The sequence below is a fragment of the uncultured Methylobacterium sp. genome (assembly GCF_964242245.1).
Lineage (GTDB): Bacteria > Pseudomonadota > Alphaproteobacteria > Rhizobiales > Beijerinckiaceae > Methylobacterium.
This window is the reverse complement of the sequence record NZ_CAXTBY010000006.1, coordinates 48626-65136: the sequence shown is the minus strand read 5'-3', so window position 1 is coordinate 65136 and position 16511 is coordinate 48626. Positions and strand designations below refer to the sequence as shown.

General features: G+C 72.3%; 14 protein-coding genes. 13 read left to right on the top strand and 1 reads right to left on the bottom strand.

All coding sequences use genetic code 11. The features are described from left to right. Positions 1-16 precede the first annotated feature (16 nt). Entirely contained in the window at positions 17-922 is a 906-nt protein-coding gene (locus tag ACFE8Y_RS03065) for a LysR family transcriptional regulator (RefSeq protein ID WP_375462915.1), read from the bottom strand. Positions 923-1281: 359 nt separating this feature from the next. Here ACFE8Y_RS03065 and ACFE8Y_RS03060 point away from each other — a divergent pair, with 359 nt between their 5' ends. From ACFE8Y_RS03060 to ACFE8Y_RS03000, 13 genes are all read left to right on the top strand, one after another. Next, a complete protein-coding gene (locus ACFE8Y_RS03060; protein WP_375462914.1) occupies positions 1282-2292 on the top strand; it encodes an ABC transporter substrate-binding protein in 1011 nt (336 codons plus the stop codon). 7 nt (positions 2293-2299) lie between these two features. Further along, on the top strand, positions 2300-3181 hold the full coding sequence (locus tag ACFE8Y_RS03055; RefSeq protein WP_375462913.1) for an ABC transporter ATP-binding protein: 882 nt from the start codon (positions 2300-2302) through the stop codon (positions 3179-3181). Beyond that, positions 3178-3969, top strand: coding sequence for an ABC transporter permease (locus tag ACFE8Y_RS03050; RefSeq protein WP_375462912.1), 792 nt, complete (start codon positions 3178-3180; stop codon positions 3967-3969). The genes ACFE8Y_RS03055 and ACFE8Y_RS03050 overlap by 4 nt, the downstream gene beginning before the upstream one ends. A gap of 58 nt (positions 3970-4027) precedes the next feature. Beyond that, positions 4028-5101 carry a Rieske 2Fe-2S domain-containing protein gene (locus ACFE8Y_RS03045; RefSeq protein WP_375462911.1) on the top strand — a complete coding sequence of 358 codons (1074 nt, stop codon included), beginning with the start codon at positions 4028-4030 and terminating at the stop codon, positions 5099-5101. Positions 5102-5279: 178 nt separating this feature from the next. After that, positions 5280-6224 (top strand): isopenicillin N synthase family dioxygenase, encoded by a 945-nt coding sequence (locus ACFE8Y_RS03040; RefSeq protein WP_375462910.1) that lies wholly within the window; start codon positions 5280-5282, stop codon positions 6222-6224. Positions 6225-6498: 274 nt separating this feature from the next. After that, complete coding sequence (locus ACFE8Y_RS03035; protein WP_375462909.1) at positions 6499-7476, top strand: ABC transporter substrate-binding protein; 978 nt, start codon at positions 6499-6501, stop codon at positions 7474-7476. A gap of 19 nt (positions 7477-7495) precedes the next feature. Further along, on the top strand, positions 7496-8467 hold the full coding sequence (locus tag ACFE8Y_RS03030; RefSeq protein WP_375462908.1) for an isopenicillin N synthase family dioxygenase: 972 nt from the start codon (positions 7496-7498) through the stop codon (positions 8465-8467). A 1-nt stretch (position 8468) separates the two neighbouring features. Continuing rightward, the gene (locus tag ACFE8Y_RS03025; RefSeq protein ID WP_375462907.1) at positions 8469-9848 is read left to right on the top strand and encodes an FAD-binding oxidoreductase; all 1380 of its coding nucleotides are present in this window, start codon (positions 8469-8471) and stop codon (positions 9846-9848) included. Further along, positions 9845-10441, top strand: coding sequence for an NAD(P)H-dependent oxidoreductase (locus ACFE8Y_RS03020; RefSeq protein WP_375462906.1), 597 nt, complete (start codon positions 9845-9847; stop codon positions 10439-10441). The genes ACFE8Y_RS03025 and ACFE8Y_RS03020 overlap by 4 nt, the downstream gene beginning before the upstream one ends. Positions 10442-10576: 135 nt before the next feature. Then, on the top strand, positions 10577-12112 hold the full coding sequence (locus tag ACFE8Y_RS03015; RefSeq protein WP_375462905.1) for a class I adenylate-forming enzyme family protein: 1536 nt from the start codon (positions 10577-10579) through the stop codon (positions 12110-12112). Continuing rightward, complete coding sequence (locus ACFE8Y_RS03010; RefSeq protein ID WP_375462904.1) at positions 12109-12933, top strand: creatininase family protein; 825 nt, start codon at positions 12109-12111, stop codon at positions 12931-12933. The genes ACFE8Y_RS03015 and ACFE8Y_RS03010 overlap by 4 nt, the downstream gene beginning before the upstream one ends. Next, positions 12923-14569 (top strand): CocE/NonD family hydrolase, encoded by a 1647-nt coding sequence (locus tag ACFE8Y_RS03005; protein WP_375462903.1) that lies wholly within the window; start codon positions 12923-12925, stop codon positions 14567-14569. The genes ACFE8Y_RS03010 and ACFE8Y_RS03005 overlap by 11 nt, the downstream gene beginning before the upstream one ends. A gap of 204 nt (positions 14570-14773) precedes the next feature. Next, a complete protein-coding gene (locus tag ACFE8Y_RS03000) occupies positions 14774-16498 on the top strand; it encodes an AsmA family protein (protein ID WP_375462902.1) in 1725 nt (574 codons plus the stop codon). Positions 16499-16511 lie beyond the last annotated feature (13 nt).

Genomic DNA, 16511 nt, shown 5'->3' with positions numbered 1-16511 from the left:
CGGTGCGGGGGAGGCGTCAGTCGCCGGCGCCGTACGTCTCGAAGGCGGCCGCGATGCGGATGGCCACGAGGTGGGCGGGGCCGTCGAGGGCCGAGCGGGCGCGCTGCATCAGGCACGCCGTCTGGGTGGTGGCGCGGGCATCGCTGAGGGGGGTGAAGGCGAGCACCCCGCGGCCGATCTCCTCGCCGACGTCCGACAGGTTCACGAAGGTGACGTGGGGCGGCGCCTGCGCCAACTGCTTCATCAACTCGATCGAGTTGGTCTCGACCGCGGGCGAGAGGCTCGCGCCTTCGGGCACGAGACGCTCGATCACGTCGCGCAGGGTCATCGAGCGGTCGGCCACGACGAGGGGGTAGTCCAGGCACTCGACCATGCGCACGTGGAAGCGGCCGCTGAGGGGGTGGCCCGGCGCCATCACGGCCCCGAGGCGGTGCTCGAACGCGGCGATGCAGCGCATCCGCGGGTTGGGTGGCAGCCGGTAGGCCAGGGCGAGGTCGGCCTCCCCCGACACGAGGGCGGCGCCGATGGCGTCCACGGGCAGGACCAGAACCTTGACGACGATGCGGGGATGGCTCTCGCGGAACGCGCGGATCACGCCGGCGAGCACGCCCACGGCGAGGCTCCCCATCGTGGCGATCGTCACTTGGCCCCGGGTCAGGCCCTTCAGCGCGGCGACCTGGGCCATCATCCGCTCCTGCGCCGTGAGGGTCTCCCGCACGTGGCGGATCAACACCTCGCCGGCGGCGGTGAGGCGCAGGCCGCGGGGAAGGCGCTCGAACAGGGGCGTGCCCATCTGCGCCTCGAGGGACAGAATCTGGCGGTTGACCGCGCTCGACGCGACGTTGAGCCGGGCGGCCGCCCGGCGGATCGATCCACTGCGGGCGACCTCGTCGAGGTAGCCCAGCAGGCGATGATGCAGCATGAGATCCGGCGTCCCTCGGTCGCGCTCGGCCGGCTCGCGGCCGACACGCGGTTGCAGGGATCTTGCCAAGCGGACCTTGCCAATCGGACCTTGCTAAGCGGACCTTGCCGGCCGTCCGCGACCCCTCGCTCCAGGACGGCGCCGGCGCGCGGCCCGTCGCCCGGAACCCCGAGCGTTACGATTAGGCAGAGGCACAGGATCGATGCAGCGCGCGCATTCTGCGCGCAGGATGAGCGGAAATTGATGCTTTTCAAGCAGCGCTCAACAGGGTTTGAATCCCGCCATGCCCGGTTCCGGCACGGCCCATGCTTCGCGTGAAGCCGCGGCCATCGCGGGCCGCGAAGGGGAGAGGTCCTGACATGCCGACGATCAGCATCGCCCCCGCGCGCCGCCGCCCGCACCGGCGGTACCTGCTCGCGGCGGCAGTCTCGGGCGCCGCCCTCGCGCTGGCCGCGCCGGCCTCGGCCGCCGAGAAGGTCGTGCTCCTGACAAACTGGTACGCGCAGGCCGAGCACGGCGGCTTCTACCAGGCCGTGGCCACCGGCCTCTACGAGAAGGCCGGCCTCGACGTCGAGGTGCGCATGGGCGGACCGCAGGTCAACGGCATGCAGCTCCTGCTCGCGGGCGAGGCCGACGCGATCCTGGGCTACGACATCCAGGTGCTCCAGGCGGTCGAGAAGGGCCTGCCCGCGGTCACGGTGGCGGCCTCGTTTCAGTACGACCTTCAGGGCATGATGACCCACGCGGACGTGAAGAGCCTCGCCGGGGTCAAGGACAAGACCATCCTGGTCTCCGCGTCCGGCATGACCACGTGGTGGCCCTGGCTCAAGAAGAAGTACGCGCTCACCGACTCCCAGGTCCGCGCCTACACCTTCAACCTGCAGCCGTTCTTCGCCGATCAGGCCACCGTCCAGCAAGCTTACCCGTCCTCCGAGCCGTACCAGGCCCAGGAGAAGGGCACGCCGGTGAACTTCTACCTGTTCGCCAAGGACGGGTACCCGCCCTACGGCACGACCATCGTGACCACGCGGAAGATGGTCGAGAGCAGGCCCGACGTGATGCGTCGCTTCGTGGCCGTCTCGATGGAGGGCTGGAAGGGCTACATGAGCGACCCGGGCCCGGCCAACGCCCTGATCAAGGCGCAGAACCCGAAGATGAGCGACGGCCAGATCGCCTTCGGCATCGAGAAGATGCGGGCGCTGAAGGTTCTCGGCGGCGACGAGAACGTGCCGATCGGGACCATGACCGAGGCGCGCTGGAAGGCGAGCTACGACTACCTCGTGGAGGCCGGCCTCCTCAAGGCGGGCACCGACTGGCACAAGGCCTACAGCCTCGACTTCATGCCCGTGCTCACCGCCAAGGCCGAATGAGGGCGCGATGTCGGCCCTGCTGCAAGCAAGGCGCTTCGCGGCGCCCGCCGCGTCCTCGGCATTCGAGCGGATGACGCGGCCCGCCGCCGACGCGGCGCCGGCCGTCGAGGTGCTCTCGGCGGAGAAGGTGTTTCCCGACGGCACCCGCGCCCTCGCGCCCATCGACCTGACCGTGCGCGAGGGCGAGTTCCTGTCGCTGATCGGTCCGTCCGGCTGCGGCAAGAGCACCCTGCTCTCGCTGGTCGCCAACCTGAACGAACCGAGCGACGGGCGCCTGCTGTGGTGGCGCGGCGGCTTCGACCGCGTCGGCGCCGCCGGCCGGGGCATGTCGGTCGTGTTCCAGGACGCGACCCTGATGCCGTGGCTGCGCATCGCGGGCAACGTGCGCCTGCCCCTCGACCTCGCGGGCGTTTCGAGGGCCGACGCCGCCCCCCGGGTGCAGGCCGCCCTCGACCTCGTCGGCCTCGGACGGCAGGGCAGGCAGTACCCGGGTCAGCTCTCCGGCGGCATGCGCATGAGGGCTGCCATCGCCCGCGGCCTCGTCACCGAGCCGAACCTGCTCCTGATGGACGAGCCCTTCGGCGCGCTCGACGAATTCACCCGCAACCGGCTCGACGCCGACCTCGTCGATCTGTGGTGGCGCCGTTCGCTCACCGTGCTGTTCGTGACCCACTCGATCTACGAGGCGGTGTTCCTGTCCACCCGCATCGTGGTGATGGCCGCGCGGCCCGGCCGCATCTTCTCGCAGATCACGATCGACGAGCCGCACCCGCGCGGGGACGCCTTCCGCCGGAGCCCGCGCTTCGCGGAATCCTGCAAGCAGCTCTCGACGATCCTGACCGAGGCGTCGCTGGCGAGCGATCCGACGACCGCTGCCGCCGTCCGATGACGCCGCTCGCCCGCTCGCCCCGCTTCCAGGCGATCATGCCGCCCGTCGTCGTCGGGATCTGCGCGCTCGGCCTGTGGGAACTGGTCTGCCGGGGCTTCGCGATCCCCGAGTACCTGTTCCCGGCGCCCTCCGCCGTCGCCGCCTCGCTCGGTCAGAACGGCCCCGACCTGCTGCGGGCGCTGTGGAGCACCCTGCGGGTGACGCTGATCGCGTTCCTGGCCTCGACGGTGCTGGGCACCCTCGTCGCCTTCCTGTTCGTGCAGAGCCGCTTCATCGAGCGCGGCTTCTTCCCCTACGCCGTGATGCTCCAGGTGACGCCCGTCGTCGCGGTGGCGCCGCTGATCATCATCCTGGTGCGCGACACGCAGGTCGCGCTGGTGATCTGCGCGACCATCATCGCGATCTTCCCCGTCATCTCGAACACCACGGTGGGCCTGCGCAGCGTCGATCCGGGCCTCGTCAACCTGATGCGGGTCTACCGGGCGAGCCGCCTCCAGACGCTCCTGCGCCTGCGCATCCCGAGCGCGCTGGGCTACTTCTTCGCGGGCCTGCGCATCTCCTCGGGCTTGGCGCTGATCGGCGCGGTGGTGGCGGAGTTCGTCGCCGGCACCGGCGGGCGCAGCGCGGGGCTGGCCTACGAGATCCTCCAGGCCGGCTTCCAGCTCGACATCCCGCGCATGTTCGCCGCGCTGTCGCTGATCACGGCCGCCGGCATCCTCCTGTTCCTCGCCATGAGCGGGCTGAGCCGCCTCGCGCTCGGCTCCTGGGGGAACGTCGAACGCGCGTGAGCGCGTCCACCACCGTGCCGGAGGGCTTCACGCCGGGCATCATCGAAGGAGACTTTGCATGCTGACCACCCGACAGAAGCTCTGGCGCCACTACTGGTACGCGACCCTGCGCATCACCGATCTCCAGGACGGCCCGAAGCCGTTCACGCTGATGGGCGAGCGGATCGTGCTGTTCCTCGACGGCGAAGGCGAGCCGGCGGCGCTGATGGACCGCTGCTGCCATCGCACGGCCAAGCTCTCCAAGGGCCGGTGCGAGGCCGGCCTGATCGTGTGCGGCTACCACGGCTGGTCCTACGACCGCTCGGGGGCGCTCGCCCGCATCCCGCAATTCACCCCCGAGCAGGTCGTGCCCCGGCTCGCCGTGCGGTCCTACCACTGCCAAGCCCGCTACGGCTACGCCTGGGTCTGCCTGGAGGAGCCCTACGCGGACATCCCTGTGATCCCCGAGGACACGATGCCCGGCTACCGCCGCATCCAGCAGTTCCACGACATCTGGAAGACCTCGCCGCTGCGGCTGATGGAGAACTCGTTCGACAACGCGCACTTCGCGTTCGTCCACCAGAACACCTTCGGCCAGATCGACCAGCCGATCCCGGAGAAGTACGAGATCACCGAGACCGATTACGGCTTCGAGGCGGAGACGCTCATCACCATCGCCAACCCGCCCATGGCCCACCGCATCTCGGGGACCACGGAGCCCACCACCAAGCGCCACATGCGCAACAAGTGGTTCATGCCGTTCTGCCGCCGGCTCGACATCGAATACCCGTCGGGCCTGCGCCACATCATCTTCAACTCGGCGACCCCCATCGACGACGGCACCATCCGCCTCGCGCAGATCCTCTACCGCAACGACACGGAGGCGGATTGCTCGACCGAGGCGCTGATCGCCTGGGACGCGGTGATCGTCGAGGAGGACCGCGACATCCTCGAATCGACCGACCCGGACGCCACCGTCGACATGGGCCGCAAGGTCGAGAGCCACATGCCCTCCGATCGGCCCGGTATGATCATGCGCCGCCGCCTGCTCGCGCTCCTGCGCGAGCACGGCGAGGAGGAGGTCGCGGAGACGGTGCCCGCGGTCTCGGTGCCGAGCGCGCCGACCCTGATGCCGCACGAGCAGGTGGCCTGATGAGGCGTCTCGCGACGGCGCTGACCGCGGCGGCCGGCCCAGGGCGGCCGTGCGGCCTGTCCCCCGGGACGGCGTCCTCCAGCCGCTGGCGGACGAGGGGAGCCGCAGGCCCGCGCCCGACGGGCGAACGACGCATGAGCCCCCCGAGCCCGCCCTGCCGTCCCGTGAGGATGATGCGATGAGCCAATTGCCCCTGATCGATTTCTCGCTCGCCAAATCGCCGGACCCTGCCGAGCGCAAGCAGGTCGCCTCGGCCCTGCGCGCCGCCTGCATCCACAACGGCTTCTTCTATGCGACCCACACGGGCATCCCCCGCGAGGCGACCGACGACATCCTCGCGGCCGCCGAGACCTTCTTCGCACGGGCCGAGCATGAGAAGCGCGCCGTGTCGTCGGACCTGTCCCTCGCCGGCCGCGGCTACGAGAGACTGCGCGGGCAGAGGCTCGAAGCGGGTGCCCAGGCGGATCTGAAGGAAGGCTTCATGGTCGGGCTCGACCTTCCAGCCGACGACTGGCGCGTCCAGGCGCGCTGGTCGCACCATGGGCCCAATGTCTGGCCGGCGCATCTTCCGGGCTGGCGGGAGCGGGTCGAGGGCTACTACGCGAGGATGCTGGACCTCGCCGGCACGATCATGCGCACGATCGCGCTGTCGCTCGAGGTCGAGGAGACCTATTTCGACGCCTGCTTCGTGGATTCCATCGCCAGTCTGAGGCTGCTGCATTACCCGCCCCAGCCCGCCGAAGCCGGTGCGGACGCGCGCGGGGCCGGAGCCCACACGGACTGGGGCGCGATCACCATCCTGTTGCAGGACGAGGTCGGCGGCCTGCAGGTGAAGGAAGGCGACGGATGGATCGAGGCGCCTCCGCTACCGGGCGCATTCGTCGTCAATCTGGGCGATCTGATGCCGCGCTGGACCAACGGCCTGTACCGATCGACCGTTCATCGCGTCATCAATCGCTCGGGCCGCGAGCGCTACTCGGTTCCGTTCTTCTTCGATGGACGAGGCGACTATGTCTCACAGACCGTTCCGACCTGCCTGCGGGCCGGAGAGAGCCCGCGCTACGCGCCGCTGTCCGTCAGCGAGCATTTGGCAGAGATGGTCCGCCTCACCCGGGCTGCCTAGGGCCGCGCCCGATCGCGTCGAAACGGATCGCGGCTCCAGGCCCCTGATTGCGCCGCCTGGATGTTCCCGAGCCGCCACCGAAGCAGGTTGTGCGTCTCGCCGAGCGCAGTTTCGGCAAGCTTGGTTCCGCCAAGTACGATCTTGCCAAGTGTGGTTTCGCCAAGTGTCAGACACAGGGTGGAGGGTACGGATGCGATCCACGAGGTTCAGCCCGGCGAGGGCATTGTCCGCCGGCTTGGTTTCACGCGCATCGGCCCTCGTGTCGCATCGGAGGGTGGGCGCGAGCAGGCGTACCGCAGCGGTCTCCGTCGCGCTCTGGACGCTCGCGGCCTGCCCATCCCTCGCCCTCGACAAGGTCTCCTACGGCCTCAACTGGGTGCCGGAGGCCGAGCATTGCGGCTTCTTCCAGGCCAAGGCCACCGGCCTCTACGAGAAGGCCGGGCTCGACGTCGAGCTTCGGCCCGGCAACCCCAACGTGAACATGCCCCTGCTCGTCGCCTCGGGCGAGCTCGACATGGGCATGGGGTCGAGCTTCACGACGCTCAACCTCGTCAACAGAGGGATCAAGGCGCGGACGGTCGCGGCCTTCTTCCAGAAGGACCCGCAGACCCTCGTCGCCCATCCCGGCCAGGGCGTCTCGACGCTGGCCGATCTCAAGGGCCGGCCGATCATGGTCGGCGGGTTCTCGCGCAACGAGTTCTGGCAGTTCCTGAAGGCGCGCTACGGCTTCGACGACGAGCAGTTGCGGCCGTTCGCCTACTCCGCAGCCCCGTTCCTGGCCGACAAGCGCGCCGTCCAGCAGGGCTACATCACGGAGGACGCCGCGCTGCTGGGCAAGGCGCTGCCGGAGCCGCCGGTCTCCGTCCTGCTCGCCGATTACGGCTACGACAACTACGCCACCTCGATCTTCGCGACCGAGGCCTACATCGCCGCCCACCGGAAGACGGTGCAAGCCTTCGTCGACGCCAGCCGCAAGGGCTGGGAGGCGTGCATGAGCGGCGACCCGACGCCGGCCATGAAGGCGATCCTGGAGATCGTGCCGACCGGGGGCGAGGAGTTGTTCCGGTTCAAGATCGACCAGATGAAGAAGCGCGGGCTCGTCGACGGCGGCGACGCCGCCGCGCTCGGCCTCGGCGCGATGACCGACGCGCGCTGGAAGTCCTTCTTCGACGTCATGGCCAAGGCCGGGGTGTATCCGGCCTCCCTCGACGTGCGACAGGCCTACACGCTCGACTTCCTCGGCAAGCGCTGAGGACCGGGAGGAGCCGATCATGACGAGGATGGACCTGCCGATCGTCGACATCGCGCCCTTCGCGTCGGGCGACGCCGCGGCCCGGAAGGCGGTGGGGCGCGCCTTCGGCCACGCCTTCGAGACGACCGGCTTCGCGGTGGTGGTCGGTCACGGCGTTCCGGAGCGGCTCGCCACCGACGTCTACGACGCCATGAAGCGCTACTTCGCGCAGGCCGTCGAAACCAAGCTGCGCGACAGCCCCCCCGAGAAGACGAAGGGGCGCGGCTACCTGCCGATGGGCATCGAGAGCGTCGCCAGGACGCTCGCGGGGGAAACGCCGAGCGACCTGTGCGAGGCGCTCGTGTTCACCGCGCCGCATCGCGAGGGAGGGACCGGCAGGCCCAACGTCTGGCCGTCCGCGCCGCCGGAACTCCGCGGCCTCGTTGAGGCGTGGACGCGCGCGATCGTGGAGCTGTCGGGCCGGCTCACGGCGCTGTCGGCGCTCGGGCTCGATCTGCCCGAGGACTACTTCGCGCCGTGGTACGACGACCCCTCGCTCGTCCTGCGCTTCGTTCATTATCCCGATCAGCCGGAGCCGCCCGCCCCGGGCCAGTTGCGCTACGGCGCGCATCACGATTACGGCGGCCTGACCATCCTCCGTCAGGACGCATCCCCGGGCGGCCTCGAAGTCGCCGACCGCGAGGGCCGGTGGCACGAGGCCGGCATCGTGCCGAATTCCTTCGTGATCAACGTCGGGGATCTCATGTCGCGCTGGACCAACGAACGCTGGCGCTCGACGCTGCACCGCGTCTCCAACCCGGACCGCGGGCTCACGGGCTCGACGGCGCGGCTGTCGATGGTCGCCTTCACCGGGCCGAACGAGAGCGCGGAGGTCGCCTGCCTGCCGAGCTGCTGCGATGCCGGGAACCCGGCGCGCTTCGAGCCGGTCAACGCCGGCGCGTACGTCATGTCGAAGCTGCAAACCTCCATGAACCTCACGGCGAGGCCCTGACATGACCCAGGCTGCGAAGGACGGGCACGCGCGCCCCTCGCCCGAGACCCTGGCCGCCCTGAAGGCCGACCTCGCCGGCCGCGTCGTCCTGGTCGAGGACCCGGCCCGCGTGCGGAAGCGCTCGCGCGACTTCTTCTGGTACTCGCCCATCCTCGACGCGGAGCTGAACGGGCTGTCGGCCGACATCCTGGCGGAGGCGGCAAGCGAGGCCGAGGTCGTCGCCGTGGCTGGCGCCTGCGCCCGCCACGGCGTGCCGCTGACCCTGCGCGGGGGCGGCACCGGCAATTACGGGCAGGCCGTGCCGCTGCACGGGGGTGTCGTCCTCGACGTGTCCGGTCTCGATACCGTCGAATGGCAGCGCGGCGAGGTTGTCCGCACGGGCCCCGGCATCCGCATGAACAAGCTCGACGAGGCCCTGCGCCCGAGCGGGTTCGAGCAGCGCATGCATCCCTCGACCAAGCGCACGGCGAGCATCGGCGGGTTCGTCGCCGGGGGCTCGGGGGGGATCGGCTCGGTCAGGTACGGGCAGTTGCGCGAGCGCGGCAACATCCGCGCCGCCCGCGTGGTGACGCTGGAGCCCGAGCCGCGCGTGCTCGAACTGACCGGGGACGCGGTGAACGGCGTCGCGCACGCCTACGGCACCACCGGCATCATCACGGCGCTGGAGATGCCGCTGGCGCCGGTCCGGCCCTGGATCGACGTCGTCGCGGTGTTCGACGACGTGCTGGCGGCGGCCGCGTGCGGGCTGGCCGTCGGACAGGACGCGGCGATCGGCAAGAAGCTCATCACGCCGATCGCGTGGCCGCTGCCGCAATGGTTCACGCCGCTCAAGAATGTCTGCCCCGAGGGGCAGGCGATCCTGATCGCGATGATCTCGGAGGAGACGCTGCCCGCCTTCCGGGCGCGGATCGCCGCGGGCGGCGGCCGGATCACGCTGGAGCGGCCCCTCGACGATGCGCCGGGCAGCGTCCCGCTCTACGAGTACACCTGGAACCACACGACGCTTCAGGTCCTCAAGACCGACCGCTCCTGGACCTACCTCCAGAGCCTGCACCCGGCCGACCGGCTCATGGAGAGCGTCGCCGAGATGGCGGCGCTGTTTCCCGACGAGATCGTCATCCACCTGGAGCTGATCGAGTTCGCCGGGCAACTGACCTACGCCGGCCTCCCGCTGCTCAAGTTCACGACGCCCGAGCGCCTGAACGCGATCATCGCCGCGCACGAGGCGCGCGGCGTCTGGATCGCCAACCCGCACGTCTACACCCTGGAGGACGGCACCCGCCACAAGCGGGCCGAGGTCGACCAGCTCGGCTTCAAGCGGGCGGTCGATCCGCGCGGGCTGATGAACCCGGGCAAGATGCGGACCTTCACGCCCGCATGAGCGCCCCGCGATCCGTCCTCTACGTCTACTGCCACCCGCTGGCCGAGAGCTTCCACGGGGCGATCCGCGCGGCGGCGCTGGCGGGCCTCGCCGAGGCCGGCCACCGGGTGGACCTCCTCGACCTCTACGCGGAGGGCTTCGACCCGGTCCTCACCGCGGAGGGGCGCCGCCACTACCACGACGTCGCGCGCAACCGGGACGGGCTGGAGGACTACGTCGCCCGCCTCAAGGCGGCCGACGTGCTGGTGCTGCAGTTCCCGACGTGGTGCTTCGGGCCGCCCGCGATGCTGAAGGGCTTCGTCGACCGCCTGATGATGCCGGGCGTCGCCTTCGACCTCTCGGACCCGCGCCACGTCCGCCCGACGCTCGACAACATCGGGCGGATCGTCGGCATCGTCACCTACGGCCGGCCGCGCTGGACGGCGATCGCGATGTCCGATCCGCCGCGGCGCCTCGTGACCCGCTACCTGCGCTGGTTCGCGGCGGCGCGCGCGCGGGCCGACTACCTCGCGCTCTACCACATGAACGTCGCCACCGACGCGAAGCGCCGCGCCTTCCTCGGCACGGTGCGCGCGCGCATGGCGGGTCTTTGAGACCAATGGCCGTATACATTGCCGCTTTCGGCGATCGGCCGCTGGCAAGCGCGAACGCGCGTCGCCGCCCGTGCGGCGGGCGGCCCTTGAGGCGTCAGCATCAAGGGCCACTGGTATGAGATCGGAGGAAGCCCCATGCTGATGCACCGCCTCGTGACGCTGGGCGCCGAGCGGCACCCGGACCGCCCGGCCTTCCACTGGGTCGACCGCGACCGCGGGCTGACCTACGCGGGGGCCGTCGACGCCATGGAGCGGATGGCCGGCGCGCTCCACGACCTCGGCGTGCGCAAGGGCGACCGCGTCACCGTCTTCGCCCACAACGGGCTCGACTACGTCGTGGCGATGCTCGGCGCGTGGCGCATCGGGGCGATCGCGGCACTGGTCAACGTGAAGTTCGCCGACGAGCTGACCGACTACTTCGCCGACCATACCCCGAGCGTCGTGATCTACACCCACGACATGGAGGCGCAGGTCGCCGCCGCCGCGGCAGCGACCGGCGTGCGCCACCGCCTGTGCATGGACGGCGCCCAGGACGGCGCGCTCCCGCTGCCCGACCTGCTGGCCGCCGCCCTGCCGGCGCCCCCCGATCCCGGCGACGAATCGGCCATCGCCCACCTGTCCTACACCTCCGGCACCACCGGCCGGCCGAAGGGCGCGTGCCTCGCCCACGAGCCGACCGTGCGCGCGGCCCGCTGCATCGGCGAGCGCCTGCGGCTGCGCTCCTCGGACGTGTCGTTCGGCCCCTCCGCCCTGTCGAGCTCCTACCAGCTCGTCGCCAACCTGCTGCCGCCGCTGGCGGTGGGCGCGAGCATCAACGTGATGCGGTTCTGGACGCAGGAGGGCGGCTACGACGCGCTCGCGCGCCGCGGCGCGACGATGCTGGTGGCCAACCCGCCGATCCTCGACGACGTGCTGCGGGAAGCGCGCAGGCGCGGCGCGCCTCCGCCGGCCCTGCGCCTCGGCCTGTCCGGCGGCGGGCCGGTGCCGCCGCTGCTGAAGGCCGCGTGGCGCGACGCGATGCGGCTCCCGCTCGTCGAGAGCTACGGCCAGAGCGAGCTCGGCGGCTTCGTCGGCCTCGGCTACCCGGAGCTGGAGCCCGACGACGGCAAGCTCGGCCGGGTCGGGCCGCCGCTGCCCGACAAGGAGGTGGCGATCCTCGGCCCCGACGACCGCGCGCTGCCGGCCGGCGAGATCGGCGAGATCACCGTGACCGGCGGCTTCATGGCCGGCTACTGGGACAGGGCAGAGAAGACGCAAGAGGCGACGCGCGGCGGCCGCCTGCGCACCGGCGACCTCGGCCTCCTCGACGCCGACGGCCACGTGACGCTGCGCAGCCGCCGGGCCGAGCTCGTCGAGGTCGCGGGCCGGCTCTGGTATCCGCGCGACGTGGAGGAGGCCCTGATGGCGGAGGCCGGCGTCGCGCAGGCGGCCCTGGTCGGCGTGGCGCACGACGCCCTCGGCCAGCGCCCCGTCGCCTTCGCCATGCCGCAGCCCGGCGCGAGTCTCGACGGGTCGGCCCTGAAGGCGGCCATCGCGGCCTGCGTGCCCTACGACCTCGCGCCGCTCGCGGTCGTCGTCGTGTCCGAGCTGCCGATGACGCCCACCGGCAAGATCGCCAAGGCGGAGTTGGCGCGGTCCGACGCGGCCCTGCGGGCGGCGGAGGCTCCGTGAGCGCGCGCGCCTCCTCGCGCTGGTGGTGGGACCTGACGACGGCCGAGTTCGCCCGGCTCGACTGGTCGGACATGGTGGCGATCCTGCCCGTGGCCGCGGTCGAGCAGCACGGGCCGCACCTGCCGGTGCGGGTGGATGCGGCGATCAACGCCGGCATTGTCGCCCGCGCGGTGGCGCTGATGCCCGACGACCTGCCGGCCCTGGTCCTGCCGATGCTGCCCATCGGCAAGTCCGACGAGCACGTGGCTTATCCCGGCACGCTCAGCCTCAGCCACGAGACCCTGGCCCGCCTCTGGATCGAGACCGCCGAGAGCGTGCACCGGGCGGGTTGCCGCCGGCTGCTGATCCTCAACAGCCACGGCGGCCAGCCGCAGGTGATGGAGATCGTGATCCGCGCGCTGCGCGTGCGGCTCGGCATGCTCGCGGTCGGCTGCGGCTGGGGCGGCATCACGGCGACGGACGACCTGTTCACCGCCTCCGAGCGCCGCCACGGCATCCACGGCGGCGAGATCGAGACCAGCGCGATGCGCCACTTGCACCCGGACCTCGTGCGGATGGAGGAGGCCCGGGACTTCGTGCCGCTCTCGGTCGCCCTGGAGGCGGCCGGCGGGCTGCTGACGCCCGAGGGCCGGGTCGGCTTCGGATGGATGGCGCAGGACCTGCACCCGGCCGGCGTCAGCGGCAACGCGGCGGCGGCGGATGCCGGGCGCGGCGCGGACCTCGTCGAGCGCGCCGCCCGCGCGCTGGTGCGGCTCACGCGGGAGGTCTCGGCGTTCCCCCTCGCGCACCTCGCGGCGGGGACCGCCTTCGATGGACGCTGAGGGGCTGCTGCCGGTCGCCGGGCCCGAGACCGCGACCCTGACGCTTCCCGACGGCGTGAGGCTCGTCGCCGACATCTACCGGCCCGCCGGCCCCGGCCGCTACCCCGTATTGCTGATGCGCCAGCCCTACGGCCGGGCGATCGCCTCGACGATCACGCTGGCCCACCCGGCGTGGTACGCCGCGCGGGGCTACGTCGTCGCCGTGCAGGACGTGCGCGGGCGCGGCGGCAGCGGCGGGCGTTTCCGCCTGTTCGAGCACGAGGCCGAGGACGGGGCCGCGACGCTTGCCTGGGCGGCCGACTTGGCCGGCGGGAACGGTCAGGTCGCGACCTACGGCTTCAGCTATCAGGCGGTGACGCAGTTCCTGGCGCTCGCCGGGGCGCTGCGGGCCGGCACCAAGCGGCCGGACGCGATCGTGCCCGCGATGGGCGGTTGGGACATCCGCGACGACTGGGCCTTCACCGGCGGCGCCTTCGGCTTGGCCGGCAACATCGGCTGGGCTTGCCAGATGGGCGCCGAGGTCGCGCGGCTGCGCGGCGACGCTGAGGCCTTCGCCGCGCTCGCCGCCGCGGCCCGCGGTGCCCCGTGGACGGGGCCGGTCCCGGCCCGGCCCGCGGTGCTGGCGCGCTACGCCGCCGACCAGCACTACGCGGATTGGCTGGCCGACGACGCGGCCTACTGGGACGGAATCGCGCCGGCGCGGGTGCTCGCGGGGGCCGACCCTGCCGTCCCCGGACTGCACGTCGGCGGCTGGCAGGATTTCCTCCTCGACGGCACGCTGTCCGCCCACGCCGCCTTCGCGCGGGGCCCGGCCCCGCAGCGGCTGCTCGTCGGCCCCTGGACGCACGCCCCGTGGGGCAGGCGGGTGGGCGCCCTCGATCTCGGGCCCGAGGCGGCCACGCCGGTCGATAGCGAGACCGCGGCCTTCCTCGACCACGTGCTGAAGGGACGGGGCGAGCCGGGGCCGGCCGTGCGGCTGTTCGACGTGGGCCTCCGGGCCTGGGTCGATTTCCCCGCTTGGCCGGACCCGGAGCCCGGTGCCCTTCACCTCGCCTCGGAGGGGCTTGCCGCGACCGCGTCGCGCGGCCGGCTGGCCCCCGAGCCCGGGCCGCCGGGCGCGGATCACCTCGTCCACGATCCGTGGCGGCCCGCGCCGATCCTCGGCGGCGCCTGGGGCACGCCGCCGGGATACCAGGATCGCGCGGGCCTCGACGACCGCAGCGACGTCGCGGTCTACACCGGCGCAGTCCTGGCAGCGCCCTGCCGGCTCGCCGGCCGCGTCGCCGTCGAGGTTCACGTCGAGACCGCCTCGCCGAGCCACGACCTGCACGCGACGCTCTCCGTGGTAGAGCCGGACGGCCGCGCGATCACGCTGACCGCCGGGCACCTGCGCGTGACGGATGCCGCCGCGCCCGGCGCCCGCCGCATCGCCATGCGCGCGCTGTGCTGCACGCTGCATCCCGGCCAGCGCCTGCGCCTCGCGCTCCAGGCTGCCGCATGGCCCGCCTTCGCGGTCAATCCGGGCACCGGCGCGAGCCCGGAGGCGATTGCGGCCCCGGAGGCGGCGATCATCGTGCTCGCGATCCGCCACGGCGCGGATCGGCCCTCGCGGCTGCTGCTGCCGGTCATCGCGTGAGGGCCGCCGATCGAGGAGGGAGGGTGCCGGGTATCGCGTCCGGTCCTGCGTCCTTCCTGCGCCCTGCGGGCGGGAGGCGGAACGCGACTGCTCGCGCCGGCGTGAGCTTGACTGTTTTTGAGGGCCGTCGTTTAAACAGATCCCCGTCGCAGGGGCGCGTCTTCGCCGCGCAACACGGCCCGCTCGACTGATGATCCTCGAACCATGCGGCTTCGCATTCTCCCGATTGGCGTGATCGTCGTCGCGGTTGTTGCCGCCGCCGCCTGGCCGGCCTTGGTGGAATGGACGCGGGGATCGCTGGAGCGCCGGCTGGCGGCGGAGACCGGTCAGGTCTGGCGCATCGGCAGCCTCGCCCCGACCCTCGATCCCGCGCCCGGCCTCGTCCTCGGCGACGTGAGCATGGGGGGCGGCAAGGAGAGCGGAAAGGGTCTGTCCGCGACGCTGCGCCGGGTGCGGATCGCGGCGCCGGTCGCCCTGCTTCTCGGAGGGGCGGGCACCGGGAACGCGGCCGTGGAGGATGTCACGGTCCGCCTGCCGCGCACGGCCGGAGCGGACGCCGCGATGCCCGGCGGCGACAGCGGCCGGGACCGCGGCGCGCTGCGGCCGGCCGCGATCCGCGTGGCGGTGAAGGGCGCGCAGGCGCAGCCATCCGCCTCGGACGACACCCTGACGCTCACGATCCGGACCCTCGATCTGTCCGTCGACCTCGCGCCCGACGCGCCGGCGCCCGCCCTCCGCCTCGACCTCGACGCCGCCGGTGCCGGCGCCGTGATGGAGGCCGACCCGCCGGGTGCCGGGGGGGGCCGGCCGGTTCGCCTCACGGTGAACCCGGGCAGCGGACCGCGGGTCGCAGCGACCGCGTCGGCCCGCCTGACCCCGACCGCCCTCAACCTCGACGCGATCGTCGGCAGCATCGACCGCGCCCCGTTCTCCGGCAGCCTCGTCCTGGAGCGGACCGCCATCCCCCGCCTCGTGGCCGCGCTGCGCCTCGAAGCCCTCGCGCTCACCGCGGACGGCAGCCCTGCGCCGCGGGTTGCCGGCACGAACGTCCTCTCCATCGCCGTGCCGCCGGATCTGGTTCCGGACGTGGCGTGGTTCCGCCTGTTCGATGCGCAGGCGGACCTGTCGATCGGCCGCCTCGCCCTGGGGCCGGTCGGGCTCACCGGCCTCAGTCTGACGGCGCGGGTGAAGGCCGGAAGCCTCGACGCGGCCCTGGTCTCGGCCGCGGTCTACGAGGGCAGCGCGCGGGGGCGCTACGTGCTCGGGCCGGATGCCGCGGGCGCCGGGCGCCACCAGATCGGCCTGTCGCTGAACCGCATCCGGGTGCGCCCGCTGCTGGCCGATCTTGCCGGCGTGCAGGGGCTCGACGGGTTCGGAACCGTCCGCCTCGATCTCCAGGCGACCGGCGCGCGGACGGGCGATGTCGTGCGGACGGCCGCCGGCGCGGGCGAGTTCTCGGTGGTCGACGGGCGGATCGACGGGCTCGATCTCGCCCGCGCCGCCGGCCTCCTCGGCGGCGCGGGCGGCGGCCTCGCCACCCGCCTCGACCTGCTGGGCGGGACCGTCTCGGTCGCCGACGGTCAGGCGGTGACCAACGATCTGCGGCTCAAGACCGGCCTCCTCGACACCGAGGGCGTCGGCAGCGTCGACCTGATCGGGCGCAGCCTGGACCTGCGCCTGAAGCCGCTGAAGGTCGTGCCGGGGTCCGGCGGACGCCTCGACGTGCCGATCCGCATCTCCGGCCCGTGGAGCAATCCCGCCGTCTCGGCCGACCTGTCGGGGCTCGCCCGCGACCCGGCGGCCGCGATCCAGGGCTTGCAGGATCTCGGCGGCGGCATTTTCGGTAAGCAGGGCGACGGTCAAGGCGGCGGTCTCGGCGGCCTCCTCGACGCCATCATGCCGTCGCGGCCCGGCCGGCAGCGCCCGTGAACCCCTGGAAACC